This window comes from Amycolatopsis sp. cmx-4-61 (assembly GCF_046548775.1).
In the GTDB taxonomy this organism is placed as follows: domain Bacteria; phylum Actinomycetota; class Actinomycetes; order Mycobacteriales; family Pseudonocardiaceae; genus Amycolatopsis.
The window spans coordinates 171186-195858 of sequence record NZ_JAEBEI010000002.1; the positions used below are offsets into that span (position 1 = coordinate 171186).

A 24673-nucleotide genomic window follows, 5' to 3' on the forward strand; every position below is an offset into this window, starting at 1 on the left:
CGGCGGCGGCCATCGTTCGGGGCATGACGAAGCACATCCTGATCTCCGGCGCCAGCGTCGCCGGCCCCGCCCTCGCCTGGTGGCTGCAGCACCACGGCTTCCGCACCACCGTCGTCGAGCGCGCCCCGAGCCTGCGCGAAGGCGGGTACAAGGTCGACATCCGCGGGGTGGCGGTCGACGTCGTCCGCCGGATGGGCCTGCTGGACGAAGTGCGCGCGGCGAGCACGGACATGCGCGGCGCGGCGTTCGTGAACAAGCGCGGCAAGGAACTGGCCACGCTCGACGCGGACACGTTCGGCTTCCGCCACGGCGACGACACGGAGATACTCCGCGGCGACCTGGCCCGGATCCTGTACGACGCCACGCGCCCGTCCACCGAGTACGTGTTCGGCGACTGGATCACCGGGCTCGACCAGCGTCCCGACGGCGTCGAGGTGACGTTCGCCCACGGCGAGCCCCGCCGGTTCGACCTGGTGGTCGGCGCCGACGGCCTGCACTCCGGCGTCCGCGCCCTGGCGTTCGGCCCGGAGGAGGACTACCTGCGCCGGTTCGACGCCTACATCTCGATTTCGACGGTGCCGAACAAGTTCGAGCTGGACCGCTGGGAGCTGCTGCACTCGGCGGCGCCGGGCCGGATGGTGAACGTCTACAGCACCGCGCGGGCGGCCGACGCGAAGGCGGCGTTCTGGTTCAGCGCGCCTGCGCTGACTTACGACCGCCGGGACGTCGACGGCCAGAAGGACCTGGTGGCGGACCGCTTCGCCGGCCTGGGCTGGGAAATCCCGGAGCTGCTGGCGGCGATGCGCGAGGCGGACGACTTCTACTTCGACCCGGTGTGCCAGATCGTCATGGACCGCCTGTCGACCGGCCGGGTGGTCCTGCTCGGCGACGCGGGCTACTGCGCGTCACCGGCATCGGGCCAGGGAACCAGCCTGGCCCTGGCGGGCGCGTACGTCCTGGCCGGCGAGCTGGCTTCGAGCTTCTCGGAGGCGCTGCCCCGGTACGAAGCCACGATGCGGCCGTTCATCGAGAAGAACCAGGCCCTGGCGAAGACGGCGTTGCGCGGGATCATCCCGCAGTCCCGGGCGTTCGCGTGGTTCAACACCCGGATGATCCGCCTGATGCCGTACCTCCCGGGCCGCAACCGCGTCCTGGAGCAGATGTCCCGCCCCATCCGCGAAGCGGCGAACGCGCTGGAACTGCGGGAGTACGCTGTCAGTGCAGGGGATCGTGCCCCCAGTTCATGAGCGAGTGCCGCCAGGTGGTGTCCTTGACGTCGCCGGAGGGGCGCTGGGCGAGGTGCCGGTGCACGTACCCGACGACCTTGCGCATGTGGGCCAGGTCGTCGCCGGAGAGGTCGTCCTTCTTCTTCCGGAGGATCTCGACGATCCGCCGTCCCGACTGGTGCCCGATCGACTCGCTTTCCTTGTGCTGGCCGGCGGCTTTCGACTCGTCGGTCCGCAGCCAGTCCTCCAGCTGCTTGGCGGTCATGTTGACGCTGGCACCGAATTCGCGGCGGGTTTCTTCGTCGTCCATCCGGGACGGGTACCCGCCGCGGCTGCGCAGCACGCAGGTCAGCATCGGAAGGGTGAACTCGCCGTCCGCGGTCGTCGGCTCGGCGGCGAGGAAGGCCCGGATCCGGCCGAGCGTGTCCGCTCGTTCCCGGGGCGGCATCACCAGCACGCCCGCCCGGGTGGCCAGGGCCGCCACCAGGGACTCGGCGGTGCGGCGCTGGCCGTGCGGGAATTCGGCCCGCTCCGGTGCCGCGAGCCGGGCAGCCCGAGCCCACGACGCCTCGGCGGTTTCGGCGCGCCAGCCGGCGGGGGTGTCCCGCGGGCCGATCACCGCGCGGCCGGCGGCGCGCGCGAGCCCGGCCACCCAGCCGGCCCGGTCGTCCACGACGTTCCACAGCCCGGCCAGGATGCCGCCCGGGGCCAGGACCCGGGCGATCTCCGGACCGGCGACGGCCGGGTCGAACCAGTGCAGGGCGTTGCCGGCCAGCACCGCGTCGACGGACGCGTCCGGCAGCGGGATCGCCTCGGCGCTGCCCGCACGGGCCCGGACCCCGGGCAGCGCCCGGCGCAGCTCGGCCAGCATGGCCGGGTGGGGCTCGACCGCGGTCACGGCGAAACCCAGCGCCACGAGCGTGGCGGTCAGCTTGCCGGTTCCGGCGCCGAGGTCGAGCACCCGCGGGCCGGGTGCCGGCTGCAGGGCCCAGCGCACCGCGTCGGGCGCGTAGTCCGGGCGGTGCTCGGCGTAGGCGGCGGCCGCCGCGCCGAACGACGAGGCGAGCTCGTTCTGCTCCACGGGGTCACCGTAACCCGGGCCTGCCATTCGCGTGAGTGGGCGGATCCGGGGTACCCGCAGGTCATGACCAAGGAATTCAAGAAGGGCGACCGCGTCCGCTGGGACGCGGGCAACCAGAGCTCCGTCGGCACGGTCGAGGAGAAGATCACCGAGGACACCCACGCCGGCAAGCGGGACGTGAAAGCGTCCCCCGAGGAGCCCCAGTATCTCGTCCGCAGCGAGAAGTCCGGGAAGACCGCCGTGCACCACCCGGACAAGCTCCACAAGGCCTAACGCGCCGCCCGGACCTTCGCCGCGACCTCGGTCAACTCCGCCCGCGATCGCACCCGCCAATCGGCGCTCAACACGAATCCGTCACCCGCGAACCGGGGGATCACGTGCAGGTGGACGTGCGGGATCTCCTGGCCCGCCGCCTCCCCGTCGGCCAGGAACAGGTTGATCGCCTCGCAACGCAGGTCCGTGCGCCGCAAGGCCGCCGCCAGCTCGTGGGCGATGGTGAACATCCGGGCGCCTGCCGCGGCCGGCAGGGAGGCCAGGTCCGGGTGGTGCGGCCGGGGGAGCACCAGCAGGTGGCCGGTCGTCACCGGGCGCAGGTCGACGATCGCCACGAACTCGTCGTCCTCGTGCACGAACGCCGCCGGGGCGCGGCCCGAGGCGATCGCGCAGAAAACGCATTCTCCGGTCGGGGTGGTCGCCGGCAGACGGGGCGGTTCAGCCATGCGGGTGACCCTATCGGCCGCCGAGCCAGTGGTGCAGCGCCCACCACGACCGGACCGTGTCGAGCACGCGGCCGCCGCTGTTCTCCGCCAGGGCCACCGGCGTGAGCTCGGCCAGCCGGTCGAGGCGGTAGCGCACGGTGTTGGGGTGCAGGTGCAGTGCCTCGGCCGTGGGGCGCAGGCGCTGGCCGTGGTCGAGGTAGGCCAGGGCCGTCGCGGCCAGCTCGCGGTGGAACGCGTTGGCCGGGTCGAGCGCGCCGAGCAGCCCGGTCGCGAGCAGGTCCGCCAGGTGCGGTTGGGCCGTCAACGCGACTTCGCCCGCCAGCGAAGTCAGGTCGTGGTGACCGGGCCCGGCGATCCGGGCCGCCGCCGTGCAGAGCCGGTGCACCTCCCGCAACTCGGGTAGCGCGACCGGGGGCGCGACGACCACCAGGACGCCGTCGGCGAGCGCGACCCCGGCCGGCGGACGGGCCGCCAGGCCGGTGAGCCGTCCCTCGACCAGCCCGTACACCCCGCCGAACTCCAGCAGCGCCTGCTCGAGCGTGCGTGCCCGCGCCGGGTCGCTGACGTCGGACACCACGCAGGAATACCGGCCTTCGGGCCGCAGCCCCGCCTGCCGGAGCTCCTCCGGCGTGGGCGGGTGCCCGGCGAGCAGCAGGGAGCGCAACAGCTGGGTCCGCGCGTCGCGCACCGTGCGGGAGAGCTGCAGCTCGGCGGCGTGGTAGCCCTTGACGATGTGCCGTTCGAGGGCGCCGGTGTAGCGCTCGGCGTCGAGGATGGCTTCCAGGATGACGTCGTCGGGCAGGCCGGCGGCCCGCGCGCGTTCGACGGCGAAGCGGGCCGCCAGCGTCCGCCCGGCCTGGACGCCGCGCAGCAGGTCGGTGAGCGGGACACCCTGCGCGGCCCGGTCGGCGCCCAGCGCCTCGGCGGTGGTGTAGTCCGCGGTGTCGGGGTTCGTCGTCGCGCGCAGCGCGGCCGAGAGCAGGAACCGGACGTGCCGCCGGTTCTCGGCCTCCGGCAGCCGGGCGACCTCCGGCGACTGGCTCCGCGCGGCCTTGACCAGCTCGTCGACGACGCCGTCGTCGGCGGCCATCGCGTCGAGCACCTGCCGGAGCAGCGACGAGGCCGGCACGGCACCCTCCCGTTGTGGCGGCGCCACAACACCGCGGCCGCGATGTTGGGCGAGCGGCCCTACCGGAGCAGCTCCGGTGGCCGGTTATCGTGAGAATACCGGACAGTAACCTCGGTTCTCCGCGAACTCCACCGCACCTCTTCACCGCCGAAAGGTGTCTCCCGTGCGCAATTCCCGTCGGAAGCGGTCGTACCTCTCCCGCCTCGCCTGCCTCACCGCGTCGGTCGCCCTGCTGGCGACCGGGGCGGCGGTGCCGGCCACCGGCGCCACCGCGGCGCTGCGGGAGGTGATGTTCGTCGGCAACAACTGGGACGGCACGGCGGACGTCATCCAGTCCCGCGGCTCGTTCGCCGAGATCGGCCGGGTCAACATCATCCCGGACAAGGACCAGCGGCTGGCGGAGATCTACCTCAACCCGATCAAGCTGGCCTTCTTCCTCGGCATCCGCAACGGGCCCGGCGAAGGGCACGACCAGTTCGTCGACGACATGTACACCACGCCGGACGGCAGTTCGGTGGTGGCGTCGCGGCCGAGCTTCGCCGACGTCGTCTCGATCAACCTGACCACCGGCCGGATCAACTGGCGCTTCCCGGTTTCGGGTTTCCGATCCGACCACATGGCGGTTTCGCCCGACGGCCGCCGCGTCGCCGTCTCCGCGTCGACGGCCAACACCGTGCACGTGCTGGACATCGTGACCGGGCAGCAGGTCGGCTCCTTCGCCACCGGTGACAAGCCGCACGAGAACGTGTTCACCGACGGCGGCCGCTACCTGTGGAACATGTCGATCGGCAACGTCGACACGAACCTCGACGACCCGGGCTGGGACTTCACCAAGGGAGACCGGCACATCACGGTCGTCGACGCCACGACCTTCCAGCAGGTCAAGGTGATCGACATGCGCCAGCGGCTCGACGCCTTCGGCCGCCACGACCTCTCCAACGCGGTGCGGCCGGTGGCGTTCACCCCGGACGGGTCGAAGCTGTACTTCCAGGTGTCGTTCTTCAACGGCTTCGTGGAGTACGACGTTGCCACCGACAAGATCACCCGCATCAAGGAACTGCCGAAGAACCCGGCCACGAGCGACGACCGCACCACGTTCGTCAACGACTCGCGCCACCACGGCATGTCGATGAACCCGGCCGGCACCAAGCTCTGCATCGCCGGCACGATGGACGACTACGCCACCGTCGTCGACCGCGCGTCCCTGCAGCAGGGAACGCTGGTGCCCGCGGTGAAGCCGTACTGGGCGACGGTGAGCGGCGACGGCAACGCGTGCATCATCTCCGAGTCCGGCGCGGACCGGGTCACCGCCATCGACTTCGCGACCGGGCAGAAGCTCGTCTCGGTGCCGGTCGGCGACCACCCGCAGCGGGTCCGCCTCGGCCACGTGCCCGAGGGCTGGACGGGCCCCAGCGGCTCCTGAGCCTAGGAGACGGCGAAGGCCGCGGTCAGCCAGCCGCGGACTTCGTCGTCCACATCGGACACCGCACGCAGGCTGAGTTTGTGTCCCACGCGCGGCCCGCTCGCCCAGCTCGCCGGGGCGATGCGGGCCGTTGCGACCGGGCGCGGCAGCCACAGGTACACCAGCACGTCCCGCGATCGCGGCCGCACTTCGGCGAGTTTCCGGTCCCGCTTGAGGAACACCCCGACCTTGACGGCGTCTTCGTGGACGTCGCCGAGCGTGCGCAGGTGCGCGACGACGGCGTCGTAGACCGCCCGCTGCCACGGTGCCTTGCCGGCGAACGTCTCCTCGACCGTGCAGCCCGGGACGCACGTGTGCCCCTGACCGGTGCGCGCGAACTCGCGGTCGCAGCGCGGGCACGTCCAGCGGGTCGGCATGCCGTCCAGGATGGCACTCACAGCGCGGCCGGGCCGAGCGCCGGGATGGTGGCGGCCGCCTGCACCAGCTGACGGGCCGCCTCGCCCGCGGCCTGCCGCTGCGACGGCGGCAGCTTGTCCAGCAGCGCTCCCAGCGCGGCCTGCCGCCGGTCGAGCAGGCGCGCCACGATCTCGTGCCCGGTCCCGGTGACCTCCAGCGTGACGACGCTGCGGTTGCCGGGACTGCGGCCGCGGGCCACGTGCCCGAGGGCTTCGAGGCGGTCGGCCAGCCGGGTCACCGAAGACGCGTTGACGCCCATCGCCGCGGCCAGCTGCGAGCTCGGGACCCGGCCGAGGCGGTCGAGCACGAGCAGCAGCCGCGTCTGGGGGAACGAGACCTCCGGCGGGGCCGCGTGCGCGCATTCCCACGCGATCCCGACCAGGACCACGGTGAGACCGTCGAGAGCGGCCACGTCCGGGCCCGCGTGTCCGTGGGGTTGCATGCCGCAATACTTGCCAATCGCAAGAGCATCGGTCAAGCTGGACATCCGCGGCGCTCGCCGTCGTGATCCGGCCGGGTCGGCCGTCTCTATCTTTTCGTGTGCCGTCGCGGGTGTCGATGATGGATTCGTTGCTGTGCAAGCAAAATTATTCGCATTCCACTGAACCCTGGTGTGCCGGCGGCCGTGTACCCCGTACCCGAACTGTCGCCACAAGGAGGAACCATGCCGGATCACCGTGGCATGACCGGCCGCGCCAAGGCCCGGACCGCGCTGGTCGTCGTGGCCACGCTCGCCGTGGTCGGCGTGGGCTCGGTCATGGTGCTGAACGCCAGTGCCCAGAGCGCGCCCGGCTCGACGCAGGCGCAGGTTCCCGCGCACGACCCGGGCATGGCCGGCATGCAGCCGGGCCCGGCCGCCCAGGCGGCGGGCACGAACGAGATCGCGGGCGCCGGCCCGGTCACCGAGCTCGACAGGACGTTCCTGGTCAAGGTCCGCCAAGCCGGGCTCTGGGAGATCCCCGCGGGCGACCTGGCACAGACCCACGCCAGCAGCGAGCAGGTGAAGCGCGCCGGGCTGCACCTGCTGGACGGGCACTCGCACCTGGACCAGCTCGTCCGCGAGGACGCGAAGATGCTCGGCGTGACGCTGCCGGACCAGGCCACCGCCGAACAGCAGGGCTGGGTCCGTCAGCTGACCGATGCCCAGGGGCTGGAGTTCGACAAGCTGTTCGCGAACCTGCTCCGCGCGTCGCACGGCAAGATCTTCGCGACGATCGCCGAAGTCCGCGCGGGCACGCAGAACGACGTCATCCGGCGGCACGCGACCCAGGCCAACCAGACGGTCCTCGACCACATGACCGTGCTGGAGGACACCGGGCTAGTCGACGCGAAGACGATCGCCGACGTCGCGGCGGCGGTGAATCCGCCGGCGAAGTGACCCCGGGCCGGGGAAGCCGCCCGCCGGGGATGCGGGCGGCTTCCCGGCTCGGCCGCCGGTGCTGACCCGCGAGCGGGGGACAGGGTTCGGGGTTGGGTGCGGTGAGCCGCTGAAGCGCCGGGCCGCGAGCCGAGGACCTCACCTCGAGACCAGCCGGTCCCGGGCCGCTGCGGTCGCGGCGGCCCGCCGGGCTACCGGGCCGGCGGCACGATGCCGTATTCGTGGATCTTGCGGTAGATCGTCGCCCGGGAGATGCCCAGCAGCTTGGCCGCCCTGACCTTGTTGCCGTCCGCGTCCTCCAGGCAGCGGACGATGGCGTCCCGCTCGATCGACTCGAAGCGGTTCAACGGACGGCGGGTCACCGCGTGGAACTCCGCCGGGAGATCGCCCGGGCGGATGGTGCCCGCGCGGCGGCGCCGGGCGACCTTGCGCAGCACCTCGTGCAGTTCGCCGGTGTTGCCCGGCCACTCCGCCCGCATCAGCAGGTGCAGGGCCGCGGCCGAACACGTCAGCCTCCCGCCGTAGCCCAGCTTGCTCAGCACCAGCGGGACGAGCTCGGCGAGGTCTTCGACGTGGTGGCGCAGCGGCGGCACCCGCACCGTCCGCGGGAAGAACTTCAGCAGCTCGGCCAGCGCCGGTTCGGTTTCGGCCTCCGGCACGAGCGTGAGCACCACCCACGGCGCGCCCGGGTCCTCGCGCAGCGCCCGCAGGGCCGCGGCCAGCGCCGTGGCCGCCGGGTTCGTCAGGCGGTCGGCGTGCCGGATCACCAGCGTGCGGATCGGGGCTTCGGCGTGTTCGCGCGGCAGCGCGGCCCAGTCCGTGCCGGGCGCCGCGTCGACGGTCAGCAGCCGGGCCGCCGGGTGGTGGCGCTGGTGGAGTCCCTTCGCCAGGGTCAGCTTGCCGGTCCCGGGTTCGCCTTCGAGCGCGACCCACTCGCCGCGCTGGTGGCCGCGGTCGAGGTCGTGCCCGCAGCGCAGCCACAGCGGTGCCGAGCCGACGACGCCCGGCAGGTACATCGGCAGCATCGGCGTCGAGGCGGCCAGGGACTCCTCGGCCTCGATCAGCTTCACCGACAGCACGCCGCCCGCCGTTTCGGCTTCGCGCCGGCCCGCGACGCGGCGGCACAGCACCCGGACCCGCAGGCCGCTGGACAGCGAGAGCGTCGCCGGGGTCCGCCGTCCCTCCGCCAGTGCCTCGGTCGCGTGGCCGAGCAGCACCGACTGGTCGGCCGGGTCCAGCAGCTGCCGGGCCCGGTCGTTCATCATCACGATGTCCTCGTTGAAGGCCAGCACGATGCCCGTCCACCGCCGGCAGGTCTGCAGGTAGGCCTGGAAGAGCAGCATCTCCCGCAGGTCGCTGTGCCGCAGGAGGGCCTGCCGGATCTGCTCGGCCGTGGACCGCGCCAGCGCGACGAGCAGGCCGCCCGCGTCCTTGTGCCAGCAGGTGAGGTCGACCGCGCCGACCTTCTTGCCCGAAATGGGGTGGTGGATCGGCACGCCCGCGCAGGCCAGGTTCTCCAGGTGCTCGGCGTAGTGCTCGTGGCCGAACACCGCCGTCGGGCGGCCGTCCTCCAGCGCGGTGCCGATGCCGTTGGTGCCGACGGACTGCTCGCCGTAGCTGAACCCGGGCACCAGCTCGACGCGCTCCAGGTGCCGGGCCAGGTCGGCGTCCCCGGTCCGCTGGGTGAGCACGACGCCGCTGGCGTCGGTGAGGATGAGGCTGATCGGCTGGCCCTCGAACTGCTCGCCCAGCTTGTGCAGCACCGGCTCGGCGCCGCGCATGAGCGGGATGTCGAGGTTCCGGTCGCCGAGGTAGAGCGGGTCGATCCGGTCGGCCTCGACCCGGAACTCCCGCGATCGCCGCCACGAAGCCAGGATCGTCGGGCGGACCGTGCCCGCGGGGACCGCCTCGGCGGTCAGGAAACGGACCCGGGTGCGGGCGAGTTCGTCGTCGGCGAGCAGGGCCATCTCGTCCACGTGACCTCCCGTTCCCCGCGGCCCACGTGGGTGCGGGCACACCCGTTGTGCCGCCCGTCCAGCGTAAGGCGTGCCGCGCCGGTGGCGGTGTCTCAAATTGAGACGCTCCCGGCCGCGCACCGGCGGTGCGATGGGGGAATGGCCGCCGAGACGTACAACCCCTGGACGATCGTCAACCTCGTCTTCACGCACCTGGCCGAGCGGGGCCTGCACCCGGCGCTCGGCGCGGACGGGCACCCGGGCGATCCCGCCGCCGCGCTGCTGCGCGCGTTCGGGATCGTGCCCACGGTCGAAGGCGACGCCCGCGTGCAGGCGGGGATCCACGACGAGCTCGCCGAGCTGCGGGGCCGGCTGCTCGACACCCCCTCCAGCAGCGGTTCTGTCTCAGATTGAGACCCGCGTCCGGCGCGGGCGGCCCCTTAATGGGGAACGCAGGACGCCCCGGGCGGCGAGCTCAGGAGATAAGGAGTTGATCCATGAGTCGCCAGAGTGTGGCGAAAGCCCACCAGAAGATCCAGGAACTGTCGTGGGAACCGGCGTACCACACCCCGGTCTCGCACTACGGCACCGACTACACCTTCCGCAAGGCCAAGAAGAAGGACCCGCTGAAGCAGGTCCTCCGCTCGTACTTCCCGATGCAGGAGGAAAAGGACCACCGGGTCTACGGCGCCGAGGACGGCGCGATCCGCGGCAACATGTTCCGCCAGGTCCAGGAACGCTGGCTGGAGTGGCAGAAGCTGTTCCTGTCGATCATCCCGCTGCCGGAGATCTCGGCCGCGCGGGCGATGCCGCTGCTGTTCCGCACGGTCCCGAACCCGGAACTGCACAACGGCCAGGCGATCCAGATGATCGACGAGGTCCGGCACTCGACGATCCAGCAGAACCTCAAGCGCCTGTACATGCAGAACTACATCGACCCGGCCGGCTTCAACTCGAGCCTGCGCAACTTCCAGAACGACTACTGCGGCACCATCGGCCGCCAGTTCGCCGAGGGCTTCATCACCGGCGACGCGATCACCGCGGCGAGCATCTACCTCACCATCGTCGCCGAGACGGCGTTCACGAACACGCTGTTCGTCGCCATGCCGGCCGAGGCCGCCGCGAACGGCGACTACCTGCTGCCCACGGTGTTCCACTCGGTCCAGTCCGACGAATCCCGCCACATCAGCAACGGCTACGCCACCCTGCTGATGGCGCTGTCCGACGAAAGCAACCACCAGCTGCTCGAACGCGACCTGCGGTACGCGTGGTGGAACAACCACGCCGTCGTCGACGCCGCGATCGGCACGTTCATCGAATACGGCACCAAGGACCGCCGCAAGGACCGCGAAAGCTACGCGGAAATGTGGCGCCGCTGGATCTACGACGACTACTACCGCTCCTACCTCGTGCCGCTGGAGAAGTACGGCCTGGTGATCCCGCACGACCTCATCGAAGAGGCGTGGAACCGGATCTGGAACAAGGGGTACGTCCACGAAGTCGCGCAGTTCTTCGCCACCGGGTGGCTCGCCAACTACTGGCGCATCGACCCGATGACCGACGAAGACTTCGAGTGGTTCGAGTACAAGTACCCGGGCTGGTACGACAAGTACGGCAAGTGGTGGGAGAACTACAACCGCCTCTCGACGCCGAACGGGCACCACCCGATCGTCGCCGAGGACGTCGACTACGTGTACCCGCACCGCTGCTGGACCTGCATGGTGCCGTGCCTGATCCGCGAGGACATGGTGGTCGACGAGGTCGACGGCCAGCACCGCACGTACTGCTCGGAGACCTGCCGCTGGACCGACGCCGAGGCGTTCCGGCCCACCTACCAGGGCCGCAGCACCCCGAACATGGGCCAGCTGGTCGGTGCCCGCGAATGGGAGACCCTCTACCACGGCTGGAACTGGGCCGACGTCGTCTCCGACATGGGGTTCGTCCGCGACGACGGCAAGACCATGGTCGCGCAGCCGCACCTGGACCTCGACCCGAAGAAGATGTGGACGCTCGACCACCTGCGCCGGATGCCCGAGGTGCAGTCGCCGAACGTGCTGCTCAACCAGATGACGCCCGAGCAGCGCGCCGCGTTCGTGGCCGACTACAACCGCCAGGGCCCGGCCGGGCGCCCGGCGCCGCAGGCCTGACGGGGCGGGGTCCGGCATGACCGAAAAACACCGCGTCCGGTTCGAGCCGGTCGGGATCGAGATCGACGTCGCCGAGGACCAGACGATCCTGCGCGCCGCCGCCGAGCAGGGCGTCATGCTCATGCACGGCTGCAAGGAAGGGCAGTGCGCGGCCTGCAAGTCGTTCCTCCTCGACGGTGACGACGTCGAACACGACCGGTATTCGACCTTCGCGCTTCCCGACTACGAAAAGGAGGAAGGCTTCACACTGCTGTGCCGGGCCCACGCCTACGAAGACCTGACGATCGAGCTGCTCAACTACGACGAGGAGATGATCCAGTCCGGCCTGCCGATCCAGGAGGCCGACGTCGAGGTCGTCGCGAACGACCCCGTCACGCACGACCTGCGGCACCTGGTGGTGCGGCTCGACGGGGACCTGAAGTTCTTTCCGGGGCAGTACCTGGACTTCGCCGTCCCGGGCACCGAGGAGACGCGGTCGTTCTCGATGGCCAACACCTCGGCCCGCGACGGGTTCCTGGAGTTCGTCATCAAGATCTACCCCGACGGGCTGTTCTCCCGGTTCCTGGCCACCGGAGTCGCGGTCGGTGACCGGCTCCGGGTGACCGGCCCGTTCGGGGTGTTCACGCTGCGGGACAACCCGGGCGCGGACCTCGTCTTCGTCGGCGGCGGGGCCGGGCTGGCGCCGATCCTGTCGCTGCTGCGGTCCATGGCCGAACGCGGGATCGACCGGAAAGCGACGTTCTACTACGGCGCCCGCCGCCGTCGCGACCTCTGCTTCGAGGCGGAACTGCGGGAGCTGGAAGCGAAGCTGCCCGGCTTCCGGTACGTGCCGGCGCTGTCGGAGCCGGGTGACGACGACTGGACCGGCGAGACCGGCTTCGTCACCGACGTCCTGCGCCGCGCCGCCGCCGACCTGACCGGAGCCGACGCCTACGTCTGCGGGCCACCGCCGATGGTCGAGGCCGCGCTGGAACTGCTGCCCGCGCTCGGCGTCGACGGCAAGCGCGTCTTCTACGACAAGTTCACCACCACGGGCGAAGGGTAAGAAACCCATGACAGCCACCTCCGAACGCAGTGTGCCGAAGCCGGCGTTCACCGACGCCGAAGCGGGCGCGAAGGTCTTCCCGGACTCCACCGCCCGCCAGTACAACTACTTCACCCCGGCCAAGCGCAAGCAGAGCCACTACGAGGACGTCACCGTCGAGGTCCAGCCCGACCCGCGGCACTACCTGTCCCAGGGCTGGCTCTACGCCTTCGCCGACGGCCAGGGCGGCTACCCGCTGGAGTGGACGGCGCTGAAGGCGTGGGGCTCCGACCGGCCGCTGCCCGAACGCGGCCCGGGCTCCGGGGGCAAGGGTTACGACTGGCCGGCGCACGGCTGGCACGAGTTCCGGGACCCCAACGAGGAATGGGAACTCACGCTCTACCGCTACAACGCGAACGTCGTGCGCCAGCTGAACCAGAACGTCGACGCCGCCCGCCGGGCCAAGGCGTTCGAGCAGTGGAACCGCAACTGGGTCGACTTCGTCGCCAAGCACGTCGGCGCCTGGATGCACGTCGACCACGGCCTCGGGCTGTACCTGTTCGCCAACGCCAACCGCCGCGCGCCGACGAACATGCACAACAACGCGATCTCGGTGAACAGCATGCACCGCATCCGCGCGGCGCAGGACCTGGCGCTGTACAACCTGACGCTCACCGAGGAGATCGACGGCTTCGACGGGACGGCCCACCTCTCGACGTGGAACGAGGACCCGGCCTGGCAGGGCGTGCGCGAGACCGCCGAACAGCTGACCGGGATCTGGGACTGGGGCGAAGCGGTCTTCGCCGCGAACGTCGTCTTCGAACCGCTGGTCGGCGAGCTGTTCCGCAGCAACCTCGTGCAGCAGGCCGCGCCCGCGAACGGCGACTTCGTCACCCCGACGCTGATCGGCGCTGAGGAGTTCGACTTCTCCGAACGCGACCTGCGCTACACGAAACCGCTGTTCCACCTGCTGATCACCGACAAGGAGTTCGCCGACCACAACAAGGCGCTGCTGCAGAAGTGGCTCGAGGACTGGGTGCCGCGGTGCATCGCCGCCGCCCGCGCGCTGCAGCCGCTGTGGTCGCAGCCCGACGCCAAGCCGATCCGGTTCGAGGACGGTCTCGACCGCGTGAAGAGCCGGTTCGCCGGCATCCTGTCCGAACTGGGCCTCAAGGCACCCGAGGAGCTGGGCCAGTGACTGTGTTCAAGACGGCGGAAAGCCCCTTCAAGGCGGACAACACCGCGTCCAACATGTGCGGTTTCACCCTGATGAACAACCAGGTGGGCGCGATCATCGCGGAAGTGATGGGGACGAAGGACAACGTCACCATCACGCCGCTGCCCTCGATGATCCGGGTCGACGCCGTCGGCCGGATGGAGGTCGTCTACGCCGAGGTCGACGAGGCCGCCGGCGAGGAAGAAGGCTGGTTCAACGCGGCCGAGTTCGAGGAGAGCATGTCCACCCACTACGGGCGGATGATCCACGAAGACGACCGCACGATCATGTTCGCCAACCCCGAGGACGCGGCCGAATACCTCGACTTCGACCTCAAGCCCATCAAGTAGCTGAAGGCACTCGATCCCGCTCAGGAGGATCAACCATGTACGAAAAAGACGGCGAAAAGTATTTCGTGGTGGACGCCCACACCCACTTCTGGGACGCCAGCCCGGAGAACTGGGTGGCGGGCCAGGAGGAATACGCCAAGGGCTGGATCGAGTGCTTCCACGCCTACCAGGGGCTCGGCCCGAAGGAGACGCACTGGCCCATCGACCGGTTCCGGAAGTACTCCGAGGAACTGATGCTGCACGACCTGTTCGAGGCCGGGCACGTCGACAAGGCCATCTTCCAGCCGACCAACCTGCGGCAGTGGTACAAGACCGGGTTCAACACCACCGAGAAGGACGGCGAGCTGGCCGAGAAGCACCCGGACAAGTTCCTCGTCAACACCACCTTCGACCCACGCGAGGGTGACGAGGGGATGAAGGCGTTCACCGAGCGCGTCAAGCGCTACCACTGCAAGGGCGTCAAGCTCTACACGGCCGAGTGGCGTGGTGACTCCCGCGGGTGGAGCCTGAAGGACCCGGAAGCGGCTCGCTACTTGGAGAAGTGCGAGGAACTGGGCGTCAAGAACGTCCACATCCACAAGGGACCGACCATCTGGCCCCTGGACAAGGACGCCTTCGACGTGTCCGATGTGGACCACGCGGCGACGAACTTCCAGGGCCTGAACTTCATCGTCGAACACGTCGGCCTGCCGCGCATCGAAGACTTCTGCTTCATGGCCACCCAGGAGCGCAACGTCTACGCGGGGCTCGCCGTCGTTATCGGCGGCCTGATGCACGCCCGCCCCAAGTTCTTCGCCAAGGTGATGGGCGAGCTGATGTTCTGGCTCGGCGAGGACAAGCTCGTCTTCGGCGCGGACTACGCGATCTGGGAGCCGAAGTGGCAGGTCGAGGGCTTCGTCGACTGGAACATGCCCGGCGACGAGGAACTGTCGGACTTCCCGCCGCTGACCGTCGACCAGAAGAAGAAGATCCTCGGGCTGAACGCCGCCCGGCTCTACGACATCGACGTGCCGGCCGAACTGCGGCTGAAGGACCCGGAGACCGTCGAGCCCGTCGGCGTGCCGAACTCATGACCGCCGTGGTGACCGGGGTCCGCGCCGCCGTGTGGGCCGCGCTGGGCACCGTCCGGGATCCGGAACTGGACGAACCCCTCACCGACCTCGGGTTCGTGGCCCGCTGCGAGGTGAGCGAGGCGGGCCACGCCGTCGTCCGGCTGCGGCTGCCGACGTACTTCTGCGCGCCGAACTTCGCGTTCCTGATGGTCGCGGACGCCTACGACGCCGTGGCCGGGGTGCCGGGCCTGACCGGGCTCGACATCCGGCTCGACGACCACTTCGCCTCCGACGTCATCAACCGCGGGGTGGCGGCGCGGCAGGGGTTCGTGGCGTCGTTCGAGGGCGAAGCCGCCGACGAGCTCGACACCCTGCGGTACGACTTCGTCCGCAAGGCCGTGCTGGCCGGCACCGACCGCGTCTGCCGGTCCCTGGGGCGCGATCCGGCGTCGCTGACCCTCGGCGACGTCCCGCCGGGCCCCGACCTGGACCGGCTGCGCGCCCGCCGCCGCGAGCTCGGCCTGCCCGCCGAGGACGGCGACCCGCTGCTGCTCGACCCGGCGACCGGGCGAGCGGTCCCCGCGGCCGACGCGAAGCGCCACCTGGCCTTCGCCCGGCTGACCCGCACGAGCATGGAGGCCAACTCGGGCGTCTGCCGCGGCATGCTGCGCGCGCGGTACGCCCTGACCGGCGAAGAGGAGGGCACGGGATGAAGGCCGTGCGGCTGCAGAAGTACCACCAGCGCCCGGTGGTCGAAGACGTCCCGGAGCCGCGCGCGACCGGGCCCTTCGACGTCGTGGTCAAGGTCGGCGGCGCCGGCGTCTGCCGCACCGACCTGCACATCATCGAGGAGCAGTGGGCCGAGAAGTCCGGCGTCCGGCTGCCTTACACGATCGGGCACGAAAACGCGGGCTGGGTGCACGAGGTCGGCCCGGCGGTGACGAACGTCGAGGTCGGCGACACGGTCATCCTGCACCCGACGCCGACGTGCGGGCTCTGCCACGCCTGCCGCGCGGGCGACGACATGCACTGCCCGAACGGCGGCTTCCCGGGGATCAGCAGCGACGGCGGGATGGCCGAGTACCTGCTGACGTCCGCGCGGGCGTGCATCAAGCTCGATCCCTCGACGCAGCCGTCGGACGTGGCGGCGTTGGCCGACGCCGGGATCACCGCCTACCACGCGGTGCGCAAGGCCGTCCCGCACCTGTACCCGGGCACCACCTGCGTCGTCAACGGCGCCGGCGGCCTCGGGCACATCGGCATCCAGTCGCTCAGGGCGCTGACCGCGACCCGCGTGATCGTGGTCGACCGCAACGCCGACGCCCTCGACCTGGCGGCGACCCTGGGGGCCGACGAGACCGTGCTGGCCGACGGCAAGCAGGTCGAGGCCGTGCTCGACCTGACCGGCGGCAACGGCGCCGAGGTCGTGCTCGACTTCGTCGCCGAACAGGGCGCCCAGCAGGACGCCTTCGCGATGACCCGCCGTGCCGGTTCGCACTTCGTCATCGGTTACGGCTCGAACATCGAGATCCCGACGATCGACATCATCTCCACCGAGCGCAACGTCATCGGCAACCTCGTGGGCACCTACAACGACCTCGTGGAGCTGATGGTGCTCGCCCAGGCCGGGAAGGTCACCCTGCACACGAAGAAGTACCCCCTGGACGCCGCCCTCGACGCGCTGGCCGACCTCGACGCCGGGCGCGTGCGCGGCCGGGCCATCCTCACCCCCTAGGAGCAGCCATGGCGAAGGAACTGCGGTTCGGCCCGGACGCCCGCGACCTGCTGCTGGCGGGGGTGGACAAGCTGGCCGAAGCGGTCAAGTCCACGCTGGGGCCCAAGGGCCGCAACGTGATCATCGAGAAGATCACCGGCTCGCCGGTGGTCACCAACGACGGCGTCACCATCGCGCGCGAGATCCACCTGAAGAACCAGTTCGAGAACATGGGCGCCCAGCTGGTCAAGGAAGCGGCCATCAAGACCAACGACGTCGTCGGCGACGGCACCACCACGGCCACCGTGCTGGCCCAGGCCATCGTCCGCGAAGGCATGCGGGCCATCTCGGCGGGCGGCAACCCGGTGCTCGTCAAACGCGGCATCGACCACGCCGTCGGGTTGCTGGTGGCCCACCTGGAGAAGCGGGCGCACCCGGTGGTGTCCGAACAGGACTACGCGCGGGTCGCGGCGATCTCGGCCAACGACGACGACGCCGTCGGCGCGGTCATCGCCAAGGCGCTGCACACCGTCGGCGACGGCGGGGTGGTGACGGTCGAGGAGTCGCCGTCGATCGGGATGGACGTCGAGTTCGTCGAGGGTTTCGAGTTCGACAACGGCTACCTCTCGCCGTACCTGGTCACCGACCCGGGCCGGCTGGAGGCGGTGCTCGACGACCCGTACATCCTGATGTGCGCGGAGAAGATCACCAAGGTGCAGCAGCTGATGCCGTTGCTGGACAAGGTGATGCGGGCGCCGCGGCCGCTGGTGGTGATCGGCGAGACGGTCGAGGGCACGGCGTTGTCCATGCTGGTGCACAACCACGTGAACGGCACCTTCCAGTCGGTCGCGGTCCGCGCGCCGGGCTTCGGCGACCGGCGGCTGCACAAGCTCGAGGACCTCGCCGCGATCGTCGGCGGCGCGGTGCTGTCGCGGCAGTCCGGGTTCACGATGGAGACGATGACGCTGGACCACCTCGGCCGGGCCAAGCAGGTCCGGGTGACCGAGAACCGCACCACGATCGTCGGCGGCGCGGGATCTTCGGAGGCGGTGGAGTTCCGGATCGGGCAGCTGCGGGCGGAACTGGAGCGCGCGCAGTTCGGCGTCGACGAGGACGTCCTCACCGAGCGGATCGGCGCCCTGACCGGCAAGGTCGCGGTCGTCCGCGTCGGCGCGGCGACCCCGGCGGAGCTGAAGGAGCTGCAGCACCGGGTGGAGGACGCGTTGTCGGCGACCCGGGCGGCGATGGCCGAGGGCATCGTGGCCGGCGGGGGAGCGGCACTCCTGCACGCGGAGACGGCCCTGGAAGGTCTCGGGCTGGACGGCGATCAGGCGATCGGCGTCGAGATCGTCCGGCGTGCCCTGGCCGAACCCGCGTTCCTCATCGCGCACAACGCGGGCCACCCGGCCCACGAGATCGTCGCGCGGACCCGCGAACTCGGCGCCGACGAGGGCTTCGACGCCCTGCACGACCGCTTCGGGAACCTGGTCGACCTCGGGGTCGTCGATCCGCTGCGGGTGTGCCGGTCGGCCGTGCAGAACGGGGCCTCGGTCGCGGGCCTGCTGCTGACCACGAACTCGCTGATCGCCGAGGAACAGACCCCGTGGGGCGGCAGCCCCGCCCTGATGACCGAGTTCGGCCCGCTGGACGAGGGCCTGCACCAGCCCTCGCCCGACGCCAGCACGCCGCAGTCCCTCGGGATGGGCCCCTCCGTCGGCTGAGTTCCACGTCCGTCAGCCCGCGGAGTGCGGAGGTCTCCCCGCCGTGTCCTGAGCCACGGCGGGGAGACCTCCGGCTCAGGGAGCGAGGCCGTGCCGGGCCAGCTCGTGCCCGGCCAGCTTCTCGATGACGGCCCGGTCGCGCTTCCGCCAGCCGGAGGCGACTTCGCCGACGGACGCCAGGCGGTGCAGCGGCTGCGTCGCCAGCGCCCGCAGCGCGAGCAGGTCCAGCCCTTCGTCGCCGAGGGCCCGCAGCCGCGCGGCCGCCGTGGCCCGGCGCGTGAAGTGCCAGCGCAGGGGCAGCCACGTCACCACGAGCGCCAGCACGGGCAGCACGATGATGACCGCGGCCAGCCACCAGGCCAGGTTCTCCACCGCCTCGATCTGCCACCGCCCCGCGTCCGCGAACTTCGTCCCGACGGCCGAACCGCCGTGCAGGGCCTTCGCGAGCGCGTCCCCGATGAGCGGGATGCCGTCGGCGGAATTCGCCGCCGAGTCGAAGGTGCCGCGCAGGCCGGTGCCGGCGTCGACGAGCCCGTCCCCGGGCGCGCGCAGCTTCATGACTTCGTCGTACACCGACGTCCCCAGCCACACCGCCAGGACGACGAGCAGCACGGCCAGGAGATCGCTGACGAGCTGGGCGGTACGGCGGGTCGGCCGTTCGGCGTAGAGCTGCATCGGGGACGCCTTTCGCGGTGGGGGAGCGCGGCCCCGGCAACGTACCCGCGCCCCGGCCGGGCGAACCGCGCGGTCCCCACTCGGCTATGACACCCGTCATGGCGTTTTCCCGACCGCTGTGGTCTGATGGGTCTATGACCACTGTCATGGAGGTCGGCCCGGCGGATCACGCGTGCGTCGCGGCCCTCGTCGAGGCCTGCTCGCCGGACAGCCTCCGGCGCCGGTTCCTGATGGGCGGACCCGCCCGGCCGGCCGAGGTTTTCCAGCGGTACCAGCGGTTCCTGCTCGCCGGGCCGCCCGACGGCGTCGCGCTGCTCGCCCTCTGCGGCGGCGTGCCGGTGGGACTGCTCAACTTCGTTTCGGAGACGCCGGGGCAGGCGGAGATCGGGGTCCTCGTCGCCGACGCGTGGCAGCGGCGGGGGATCGGCAGTGCCCTGAGCCGGTGGCTGTGGGCGTCCGGGCGCTGGCCGGGCTGGACCGTGCGCGCCACCGTGCAGTCCGGGAACACCGGTGCCGAAGCGCTGCTGCGGGGTCAGGGCTTCCGGCCGGTGCCCGCCTACGAGCGCGGCGAACGCGACTTCGCGCTGGTCGTCCCGGACTGGGCTACCATGACGGACGTCATGGAGGAGGCAGCCGATGACGAGGACGCCGCGCGAGCGGATGGTGTTCAGCGCCGCGCAGCTGGTGCGGATCCACGGTGTCGGGGCGACCGGCATGCGGGACGTGGTCGCCCACGCCGAAGCGCCGCGGGGGTCCCTGCAGCACTACTTCCCGGGCGGTAAGGACCAGCTGATCGCCGAAGCGGTCGCCTGGGCGGGCGACTACGCGGCCCGGCGCGTGGCGCGCGTCGCGGCCAAGCTCGAGGACCCGACGCCGGGGAACCTGTTCGCGGCCATGGCCGCCCAGTGGACGACCGAGTTCACCCGGGAGGGCTTCGACGCGGGCTGCCCACTGGTCGCGACGGTCGCCGACACGGCCGCGACCAGCGACAGCCTGCGCGAAGCGGTCGGCAAGGCGTTCGACGGCTGGCAGGGGCCGGTCGCCGCCACACTGGAGCAGCTGGGCGTCCCGCCGGCCCGCACCGCGTCCCTGGCGGTGCTGATGCTCAGCGCACTGGAGGGCGCGATCGTCCTGGCGCGGGCGCACCGGGACGTCGCACCGCTCGAAACGGTGGTCGCCGAGCTGCGGCCACTGCTCGACGGCGCCGTGGACAAACGCCGCCGCCGGGCCTAGAGGCCGCGGAAGAACGCCCGGACGTCGTCGACGAGCACGTCCGGCGCCTGCAGGGACGCGAAGTGGCCGCCGGTGTCGTACTCCGACCAGCGCGTCACGGTGTTCGACAGCTCCGCCAGGCCGCGGAGGGCGTGGTCACCGCGGAAGTTCGCGACGGCGGTCGGCACCCCGGAAGGTGCGGGCCGTTCACCCCAGCCGTCCTGGGCGGCTTCCCGGTAGAGGCGCGCGGCCGAGCCTGCGGTGCCGGTGAGCCAGAAGATCGTCACGTTCGTCAGGATGGCGTCGCGGCTGACCGGGGTCTGCCGCGTGGCGGTGGGGTCCCAGTCGACGAACCACTCGAGGTTCCACGCGAGCTGCCCGGCGGGCGAGTCGTTGAGGGCGTAGGCGAGGGTCTGCGGGCGGGTGGCCATCTGGGTGGCGTAGCCGGAGTGGGCGTACCACCAGGCCTGGTTCTCCCGCGCGCGCTTCCGGTCCTCTTCGGACAACCGCTCGAGGTCGCCGGGCGCGGTGGGGACACCGGCGTTGGCGACGGCGTTGACGTGCACGCCGATAACCGCCTCCGGCGCCGTCCGGCCGAGTTCGGGGGAGACGATGCTGCCGAAGTCCCCGCCCTGGGCGCCGTAGCGGTCGTAGCCGAGCCGGTTCATCAGCTCCGCCCAGGCCTTCGCGGTCCGCCGGGTGTTCCAGCCCGGTCGATCGGTCGGGCCGGAGAAGGCGAACCCGGGCACGGACGGCGCGACGACGTGGAAGGCGTCGCCGGGGTCACCTCCGTGGGCGCGCGGGTCGGTGAGGGGCCCGAGGACGTCGAGGAAGTCGGCGACCGTGCTGGGCCAGCCGTGGGTCAGGACGAGCGGGGTGGCGCCGGGCTCGGGGGAGCGGACGTGCAGGAAGTGGATGCGCTGCCCGTCGATGGTGGTGGTGAACTGGGGGTGGGCGTTGAGACGGGCTTCCTGGGCCCGCCAGTCGAAGCCGTGCTGCCAGTAGCCGACGAGGTCGGCGAGGTAGGCCTGGCTGACCCCGTAGTCCCAGCCGGCGTCGGGGAGTTCGCCGGGCCAGCGGGTGTGGGCGAGGCGGTGGTGGAGGTCGTCGAGGTCCGGCTGGGGGACGTCGATGTGGAAGGGATCCATGTCCGTGACGGTCTCGCGGATATAGGACAGCTCCGGTCCTGTTTCCGGGGCGTTCGAGAGGGAGCCCCACCGGGACGGCCTAACTCCTCAAGGTGCTCTCCGTGCGGTACGCGTCGGTGTCCGGCAGCAGCTGAGCAACGGTGAGCGCACCCGCCGCCACCACGAACGCCGCCGCCACCGCGACGGCCCGCCTCCGGGCCGGGATCCGGGATCGGCCTTCCTGCGTTCGCAGCTTCTCCAGCGCGCGGTGCGCGGCAACCTCGACCGCACGCGGAGAGAGGGCGAGCGTTTCGGCGATCTCCGGCGTGTTCAGGCCGAGGCCGTAGCGCAGGACGAGGACCTCGCGATGCCGGCGGGGCAGCCCGTCGAGCGGCCGGTTCCGCCGCGAACGCCGCCGCCGTGCCAGTCGCACCACGCTCGCGTGAAGGCGGCGGATCACCGGGGGATCGCCGGTCAGCGGGACCCGGAGCCGGTGCAGCCGGACGAAGGCTTCTTGGGCGATGTCCTCCGCGTCGTGCGCGCCGAGCAGGTGGGCCAGCCGGGTCAGCTCACCGAAGTACCGCTCGAACAGGGCCCGGAACACGATTTCCCGCTCGGCTTTCGACATGTCCGCAGTCATGGCTGGACCACGCCCGGGCCACCTCACCGGTTTAGCCGGCCTGGTTCAGGAGGTGTTGGCTCCGGCATGCGCGGGTGGTGCTCAGGGAACCAGGACCAGTTTGCCTTCGACCTCGCGGTTCTCCAGGCGGCGGTGGGCTTCTGCGGCCTGCTCCAGTGGCAGGGTGACGACCTCGGGCTCGATGGCGCCGGCGGCCAGTTGCTCGACCAGTGCCGCGATGTCCGCCCGGAACCCGGCCGGATCCTTGTCGACCGCGCGTGCCACGGTGTGCACGACCACCCGGGGACCCGGCGTCAGCTTCGCCCGCAGGAGGGCGCCGACGGTACGCACCATGGCACCGGCCCGGGAATAGCCGGCTCCGGTGGCGAAGCTGAACCCGTACGACACGACCACACCCGACGGTTTCGCGGCACGCCGGGAGCGCGCCAGCGAAGGGCCGCCCACGGGGTCGAACACGGCCGCGACCGGCACGGGCACCGCGGCCTGGTCCGCGACCCAGGTGGCGCCGCCTGCCTGGACCCGGCCGCGCCGGCCCGGGCTCGAGGTGCCGTAGACCACGACCCCGGCCGACCTGGCGATCCGGGACAACGCCGACCCCACTCCTCCGGCGGCCCCGAGCACCAGCACGGCCTCGCCGGGCGCCGGCCTGGCCACCCGGTGGAACATCTGCCAGGCCGTGAGGTGGTTGAGCATCAGCGCGTCGAGGTGTTCGGCGGGCGGTCCTTCGGGCAGTGGAACGGTCCGCAGCGCCGGCGCCAGCACGTGCGTCGCGTACCCGCCGGCGCCGATCAGGGCGCCGACGCGCTGGCCGACGGTGAATTCCGCGACGCCGGCGCCGACCCGTGCGACCCGCCCGACGACATCGAACCCCGGGACCTCCGGGAGGGCGCCGGGGGTGAGACCCCGGCGGGTCGAGATGTCGTGGAACGCCACCCCCGCGGCCTCCGTGGTGATCAGGAGCTGTCCGGGGCCCGGTTCCGGCACCGGCATGGCCTCCACCCGGAGCACCTCAGGACCGCCCGTGGAGGTCAGTCGTACCCGTCTCGCGCCTGCCGAAGTGGTCATGCTCGAAAGATACATGAGAATCTCAAGGAAGTGCTCAATGAGTTTCGGCTGTCCGCTACCGGTCGGCGAGCGCCTTGGCGAGCAGGGACTGCAGGAGCGACTGTTCCTCGTCGCCGAGGTGAGCGAAGGGGGAGTGCCGGGCGACGACGGCGAGAAGCCGCTCGCGCACCTTCCGGCCTTCGGCGGTCAGCACCAGCGTCCGGACGCGCCCGTCCCGGGGGTGCGGGCGCCGCTCGGCGAGCCCGCGTTCCTCCAGTTGCGCGCTGAGCAGGCTGATGTTGGAGGGATCGCACCGCATGAGGGCGGCCAGCTTGCGCAGCGGCTGCGGCTCGGCAGCCGGGTCGAGGATCCACAGCAGGTTCGCCGTCGGTCCGGTGAGCTCCAGCCGCTCCAGGCCGTCGTGCATCCGGCCGGCCACCTCTCCGGCCAGGGCCGTCACCTGGTACAGCAACGAAGCCGCGAGCTCATCGACCGCCATGCAGCGAGCTTAACTTGAGGTACTCCCGGAGTTCCTTCACGAGATGTGCTCCGGGCGGCTCCCGGACGGTCGAGGCAAGGCCGCGGGCATCGAGTGCCGGCCTAGGTGTGCGTGCCGCCGTCGATGCGGATTTCCGTGCCCGTGATGAACTTGCCGTCGTCCGAGGCCACCATGGCCACCACGCCCGCCACCGCCTCCGGGCCGGCCACCGGGTTGCCCACCTCCGTCGTGTGGTCCGTCGGGAGGATCGGCAGCAGCCGCCCGAACAGCGAAAAGTCGACGTCGGACGGCAGCCAGCTCGCGGCCGAGTCCGTGATCCCGCTCTTCACACTGCCCGGGGCGATGCTCACCGCGCGCAGGCCCCGCTTGCCGTACTCCAGCGCCAGCGAGTGCGTGAACGCCTGGATCCCGCCCTTGCTCGCGCAGTACGCCGCCAGGTACGGGTGGGCGAACGACGCCGATGTCGAGCTGAAGTTGACCACCACGCCCGCCGGCGACTCCAGCAGCGCCGGAAGTGCCGCGCGCGTCACCAGGAACGTGCCCGTCAGGTTCACCGCCAGCACCCGGTTCCACAGCTCCAGGGACGTCTCGTGCGTGTGCGACGCCAGCAGGATCCCGGCCGCGTTGACCAGCACGTCGAGCCCGCCGAGCGCGTCGACTGCCGCCCGCACCCCGAAGGCCACCGACTCTTCGTCGGCGACGTCCAGCACGTACGTCGTCAAGCCGCCGAGGCGCGCCGCCTGCTGGGTGCCGATGATGCCCTCTTCGGAGACGTCGGTCCCGATGACCCGGGCCCCCTCCTCCAGCAGGCGGAGCGTGGTGGCCCGGCCGATGCCGGAACCGGCGCCGGTGACCAGGACCCGGCGATCGCGCAGGCGTTCCATG

The 24673-nt window shown here is 71.3% G+C and carries 27 protein-coding genes and 1 pseudogene; 15 read left to right on the top strand and 13 right to left on the bottom strand.

Annotated features, from left to right (window positions below; all coding sequences use genetic code 11):
• Positions 1-23 precede the first annotated feature (23 nt).
• Entirely contained in the window at positions 24-1247 is a 1224-nt protein-coding gene (locus ACLJOU_RS09295) for an FAD-dependent monooxygenase (protein WP_410565176.1), read from the top strand.
• Here ACLJOU_RS09295 and ACLJOU_RS09300 read toward each other — a convergent pair.
• The gene (locus tag ACLJOU_RS09300; protein WP_410566667.1) at positions 1216-1536 is read right to left on the bottom strand and encodes a DUF3140 domain-containing protein; all 321 of its coding nucleotides are present in this window, start codon (positions 1534-1536) and stop codon (positions 1216-1218) included. The two genes, ACLJOU_RS09295 and ACLJOU_RS09300, sit on opposite strands and share 32 nt — an antisense overlap.
• Before the next feature lie 390 nt (positions 1537-1926).
• A pseudogene (locus ACLJOU_RS09305) lies at positions 1927-2334 on the bottom strand (class I SAM-dependent methyltransferase); the annotation flags it as partial.
• Between the two features lie 36 nt (positions 2335-2370).
• Between ACLJOU_RS09305 and ACLJOU_RS09310 the strand changes: the two are divergent.
• Positions 2371-2580, top strand: coding sequence for a DUF2945 domain-containing protein (locus tag ACLJOU_RS09310; protein ID WP_410565178.1), 210 nt, complete (start codon positions 2371-2373; stop codon positions 2578-2580).
• Here ACLJOU_RS09310 and ACLJOU_RS09315 read toward each other — a convergent pair.
• Together ACLJOU_RS09315 and ACLJOU_RS09320 are read right to left on the bottom strand one after the other, a co-directional pair.
• Positions 2577-3026 carry an HIT family protein gene (locus tag ACLJOU_RS09315; protein WP_410565180.1) on the bottom strand — a complete coding sequence of 150 codons (450 nt, stop codon included), beginning with the start codon at positions 3024-3026 and terminating at the stop codon, positions 2577-2579. The genes ACLJOU_RS09310 and ACLJOU_RS09315 overlap by 4 nt on opposite strands.
• 10 nt (positions 3027-3036) lie before the next feature.
• A complete protein-coding gene (locus ACLJOU_RS09320) occupies positions 3037-4155 on the bottom strand; it encodes a helix-turn-helix domain-containing protein (protein ID WP_410565183.1) in 1119 nt (372 codons plus the stop codon).
• 289 nt (positions 4156-4444) lie between these two features.
• Between ACLJOU_RS09320 and ACLJOU_RS09325 the strand changes: the two genes are divergently transcribed.
• Entirely contained in the window at positions 4445-5578 is a 1134-nt protein-coding gene (locus ACLJOU_RS09325) for a YncE family protein (protein WP_410566669.1), read from the top strand.
• Positions 5579-5580: 2 nt separating this feature from the next.
• On the opposite strand, the gene ACLJOU_RS09330 is transcribed toward ACLJOU_RS09325, so the two are convergent.
• Positions 5581-5994 (bottom strand): DUF5655 domain-containing protein, encoded by a 414-nt coding sequence (locus ACLJOU_RS09330; protein WP_410565185.1) that lies wholly within the window; start codon positions 5992-5994, stop codon positions 5581-5583.
• Between the two features lie 17 nt (positions 5995-6011).
• On the bottom strand, positions 6012-6476 hold the full coding sequence (locus ACLJOU_RS09335) for a MarR family winged helix-turn-helix transcriptional regulator (RefSeq protein WP_410565187.1): 465 nt from the start codon (positions 6474-6476) through the stop codon (positions 6012-6014).
• Positions 6477-6698: 222 nt separating this feature from the next.
• On the opposite strand from ACLJOU_RS09335, the gene ACLJOU_RS09340 reads away from it, so the two are divergent.
• Positions 6699-7412 (top strand): DUF4142 domain-containing protein, encoded by a 714-nt coding sequence (locus tag ACLJOU_RS09340; RefSeq protein ID WP_410565189.1) that lies wholly within the window; start codon positions 6699-6701, stop codon positions 7410-7412.
• A gap of 191 nt (positions 7413-7603) precedes the next feature.
• Here the strand turns inward: ACLJOU_RS09340 and ACLJOU_RS09345 are convergent, their stop codons facing one another.
• Positions 7604-9388: a sigma-54-dependent Fis family transcriptional regulator gene (locus ACLJOU_RS09345; protein WP_410565191.1), complete on the bottom strand. Its 1785-nt coding sequence runs from the start codon at positions 9386-9388 to the stop codon at positions 7604-7606.
• Between the two features lie 138 nt (positions 9389-9526).
• On the opposite strand from ACLJOU_RS09345, the gene ACLJOU_RS09350 reads away from it, so the two are divergent.
• From ACLJOU_RS09350 to groL, 9 genes are all read left to right on the top strand, one after another.
• Positions 9527-9781, top strand: a complete 255-nt coding sequence (locus ACLJOU_RS09350) for a hypothetical protein (protein ID WP_410565193.1) — start codon at positions 9527-9529, stop codon at positions 9779-9781.
• An 83-nt stretch (positions 9782-9864) separates the two neighbouring features.
• The gene (locus ACLJOU_RS09355) at positions 9865-11514 is read left to right on the top strand and encodes a methane monooxygenase (RefSeq protein ID WP_410565195.1); all 1650 of its coding nucleotides are present in this window, start codon (positions 9865-9867) and stop codon (positions 11512-11514) included.
• A 16-nt stretch (positions 11515-11530) separates the two neighbouring features.
• On the top strand, positions 11531-12559 hold the full coding sequence (locus ACLJOU_RS09360) for an NADH:ubiquinone reductase (Na(+)-transporting) subunit F (protein WP_410565196.1): 1029 nt from the start codon (positions 11531-11533) through the stop codon (positions 12557-12559).
• 7 nt (positions 12560-12566) lie between these two features.
• Complete coding sequence (locus ACLJOU_RS09365; RefSeq protein ID WP_410565198.1) at positions 12567-13736, top strand: toluene hydroxylase; 1170 nt, start codon at positions 12567-12569, stop codon at positions 13734-13736.
• Complete coding sequence (gene mimD, locus ACLJOU_RS09370) at positions 13733-14104, top strand: propane 2-monooxygenase effector subunit MimD (protein ID WP_410565200.1); 372 nt, start codon at positions 13733-13735, stop codon at positions 14102-14104. The genes ACLJOU_RS09365 and mimD overlap by 4 nt, the downstream gene beginning before the upstream one ends.
• A 35-nt stretch (positions 14105-14139) precedes the next feature.
• The gene (locus ACLJOU_RS09375) at positions 14140-15177 is read left to right on the top strand and encodes an amidohydrolase family protein (protein ID WP_410565202.1); all 1038 of its coding nucleotides are present in this window, start codon (positions 14140-14142) and stop codon (positions 15175-15177) included.
• Positions 15174-15869, top strand: coding sequence for an iron-sulfur cluster assembly protein (locus tag ACLJOU_RS09380; protein ID WP_410565204.1), 696 nt, complete (start codon positions 15174-15176; stop codon positions 15867-15869). The genes ACLJOU_RS09375 and ACLJOU_RS09380 overlap by 4 nt, the downstream gene beginning before the upstream one ends.
• The gene (locus ACLJOU_RS09385) at positions 15866-16891 is read left to right on the top strand and encodes an NAD(P)-dependent alcohol dehydrogenase (RefSeq protein WP_410565206.1); all 1026 of its coding nucleotides are present in this window, start codon (positions 15866-15868) and stop codon (positions 16889-16891) included. The genes ACLJOU_RS09380 and ACLJOU_RS09385 overlap by 4 nt, the downstream gene beginning before the upstream one ends.
• Before the next feature lie 8 nt (positions 16892-16899).
• Positions 16900-18591: a chaperonin GroEL gene (groL, locus tag ACLJOU_RS09390; protein WP_410565208.1), complete on the top strand. Its 1692-nt coding sequence runs from the start codon at positions 16900-16902 to the stop codon at positions 18589-18591.
• A 75-nt stretch (positions 18592-18666) separates the two neighbouring features.
• Here groL and ACLJOU_RS09395 read toward each other — a convergent pair whose 3' ends face one another.
• On the bottom strand, positions 18667-19266 hold the full coding sequence (locus tag ACLJOU_RS09395) for a hypothetical protein (RefSeq protein WP_410565211.1): 600 nt from the start codon (positions 19264-19266) through the stop codon (positions 18667-18669).
• A gap of 134 nt (positions 19267-19400) precedes the next feature.
• On the opposite strand from ACLJOU_RS09395, the gene ACLJOU_RS09400 reads away from it, so the two are divergent.
• Both ACLJOU_RS09400 and ACLJOU_RS09405 read left to right on the top strand, forming a co-directional pair.
• Complete coding sequence (locus ACLJOU_RS09400; RefSeq protein ID WP_410565213.1) at positions 19401-20048, top strand: GNAT family N-acetyltransferase; 648 nt, start codon at positions 19401-19403, stop codon at positions 20046-20048.
• The gene (locus ACLJOU_RS09405; RefSeq protein ID WP_410566670.1) at positions 19990-20499 is read left to right on the top strand and encodes a TetR family transcriptional regulator C-terminal domain-containing protein; all 510 of its coding nucleotides are present in this window, start codon (positions 19990-19992) and stop codon (positions 20497-20499) included. Before ACLJOU_RS09400 ends, ACLJOU_RS09405 begins: the two co-directional genes overlap by 59 nt.
• Here ACLJOU_RS09405 and ACLJOU_RS09410 read toward each other — a convergent pair.
• From ACLJOU_RS09410 to ACLJOU_RS09430, 5 genes are all read right to left on the bottom strand, one after another.
• Entirely contained in the window at positions 20496-21626 is a 1131-nt protein-coding gene (locus tag ACLJOU_RS09410; protein WP_410565215.1) for an epoxide hydrolase family protein, read from the bottom strand. The genes ACLJOU_RS09405 and ACLJOU_RS09410 overlap by 4 nt on opposite strands.
• A 79-nt stretch (positions 21627-21705) precedes the next feature.
• Positions 21706-22245 carry an RNA polymerase sigma factor gene (locus tag ACLJOU_RS09415; RefSeq protein WP_410565216.1) on the bottom strand — a complete coding sequence of 180 codons (540 nt, stop codon included), beginning with the start codon at positions 22243-22245 and terminating at the stop codon, positions 21706-21708.
• An 81-nt stretch (positions 22246-22326) separates the two neighbouring features.
• On the bottom strand, positions 22327-23310 hold the full coding sequence (locus ACLJOU_RS09420) for a zinc-binding dehydrogenase (protein ID WP_410565218.1): 984 nt from the start codon (positions 23308-23310) through the stop codon (positions 22327-22329).
• A 55-nt stretch (positions 23311-23365) separates the two neighbouring features.
• On the bottom strand, positions 23366-23788 hold the full coding sequence (locus tag ACLJOU_RS09425; protein WP_410565220.1) for a MarR family winged helix-turn-helix transcriptional regulator: 423 nt from the start codon (positions 23786-23788) through the stop codon (positions 23366-23368).
• A 101-nt stretch (positions 23789-23889) separates the two neighbouring features.
• Entirely contained in the window at positions 23890-24672 is a 783-nt protein-coding gene (locus ACLJOU_RS09430) for an SDR family NAD(P)-dependent oxidoreductase (RefSeq protein WP_410565223.1), read from the bottom strand.
• Between the last annotated feature and the right edge of the window lies 1 nt (position 24673).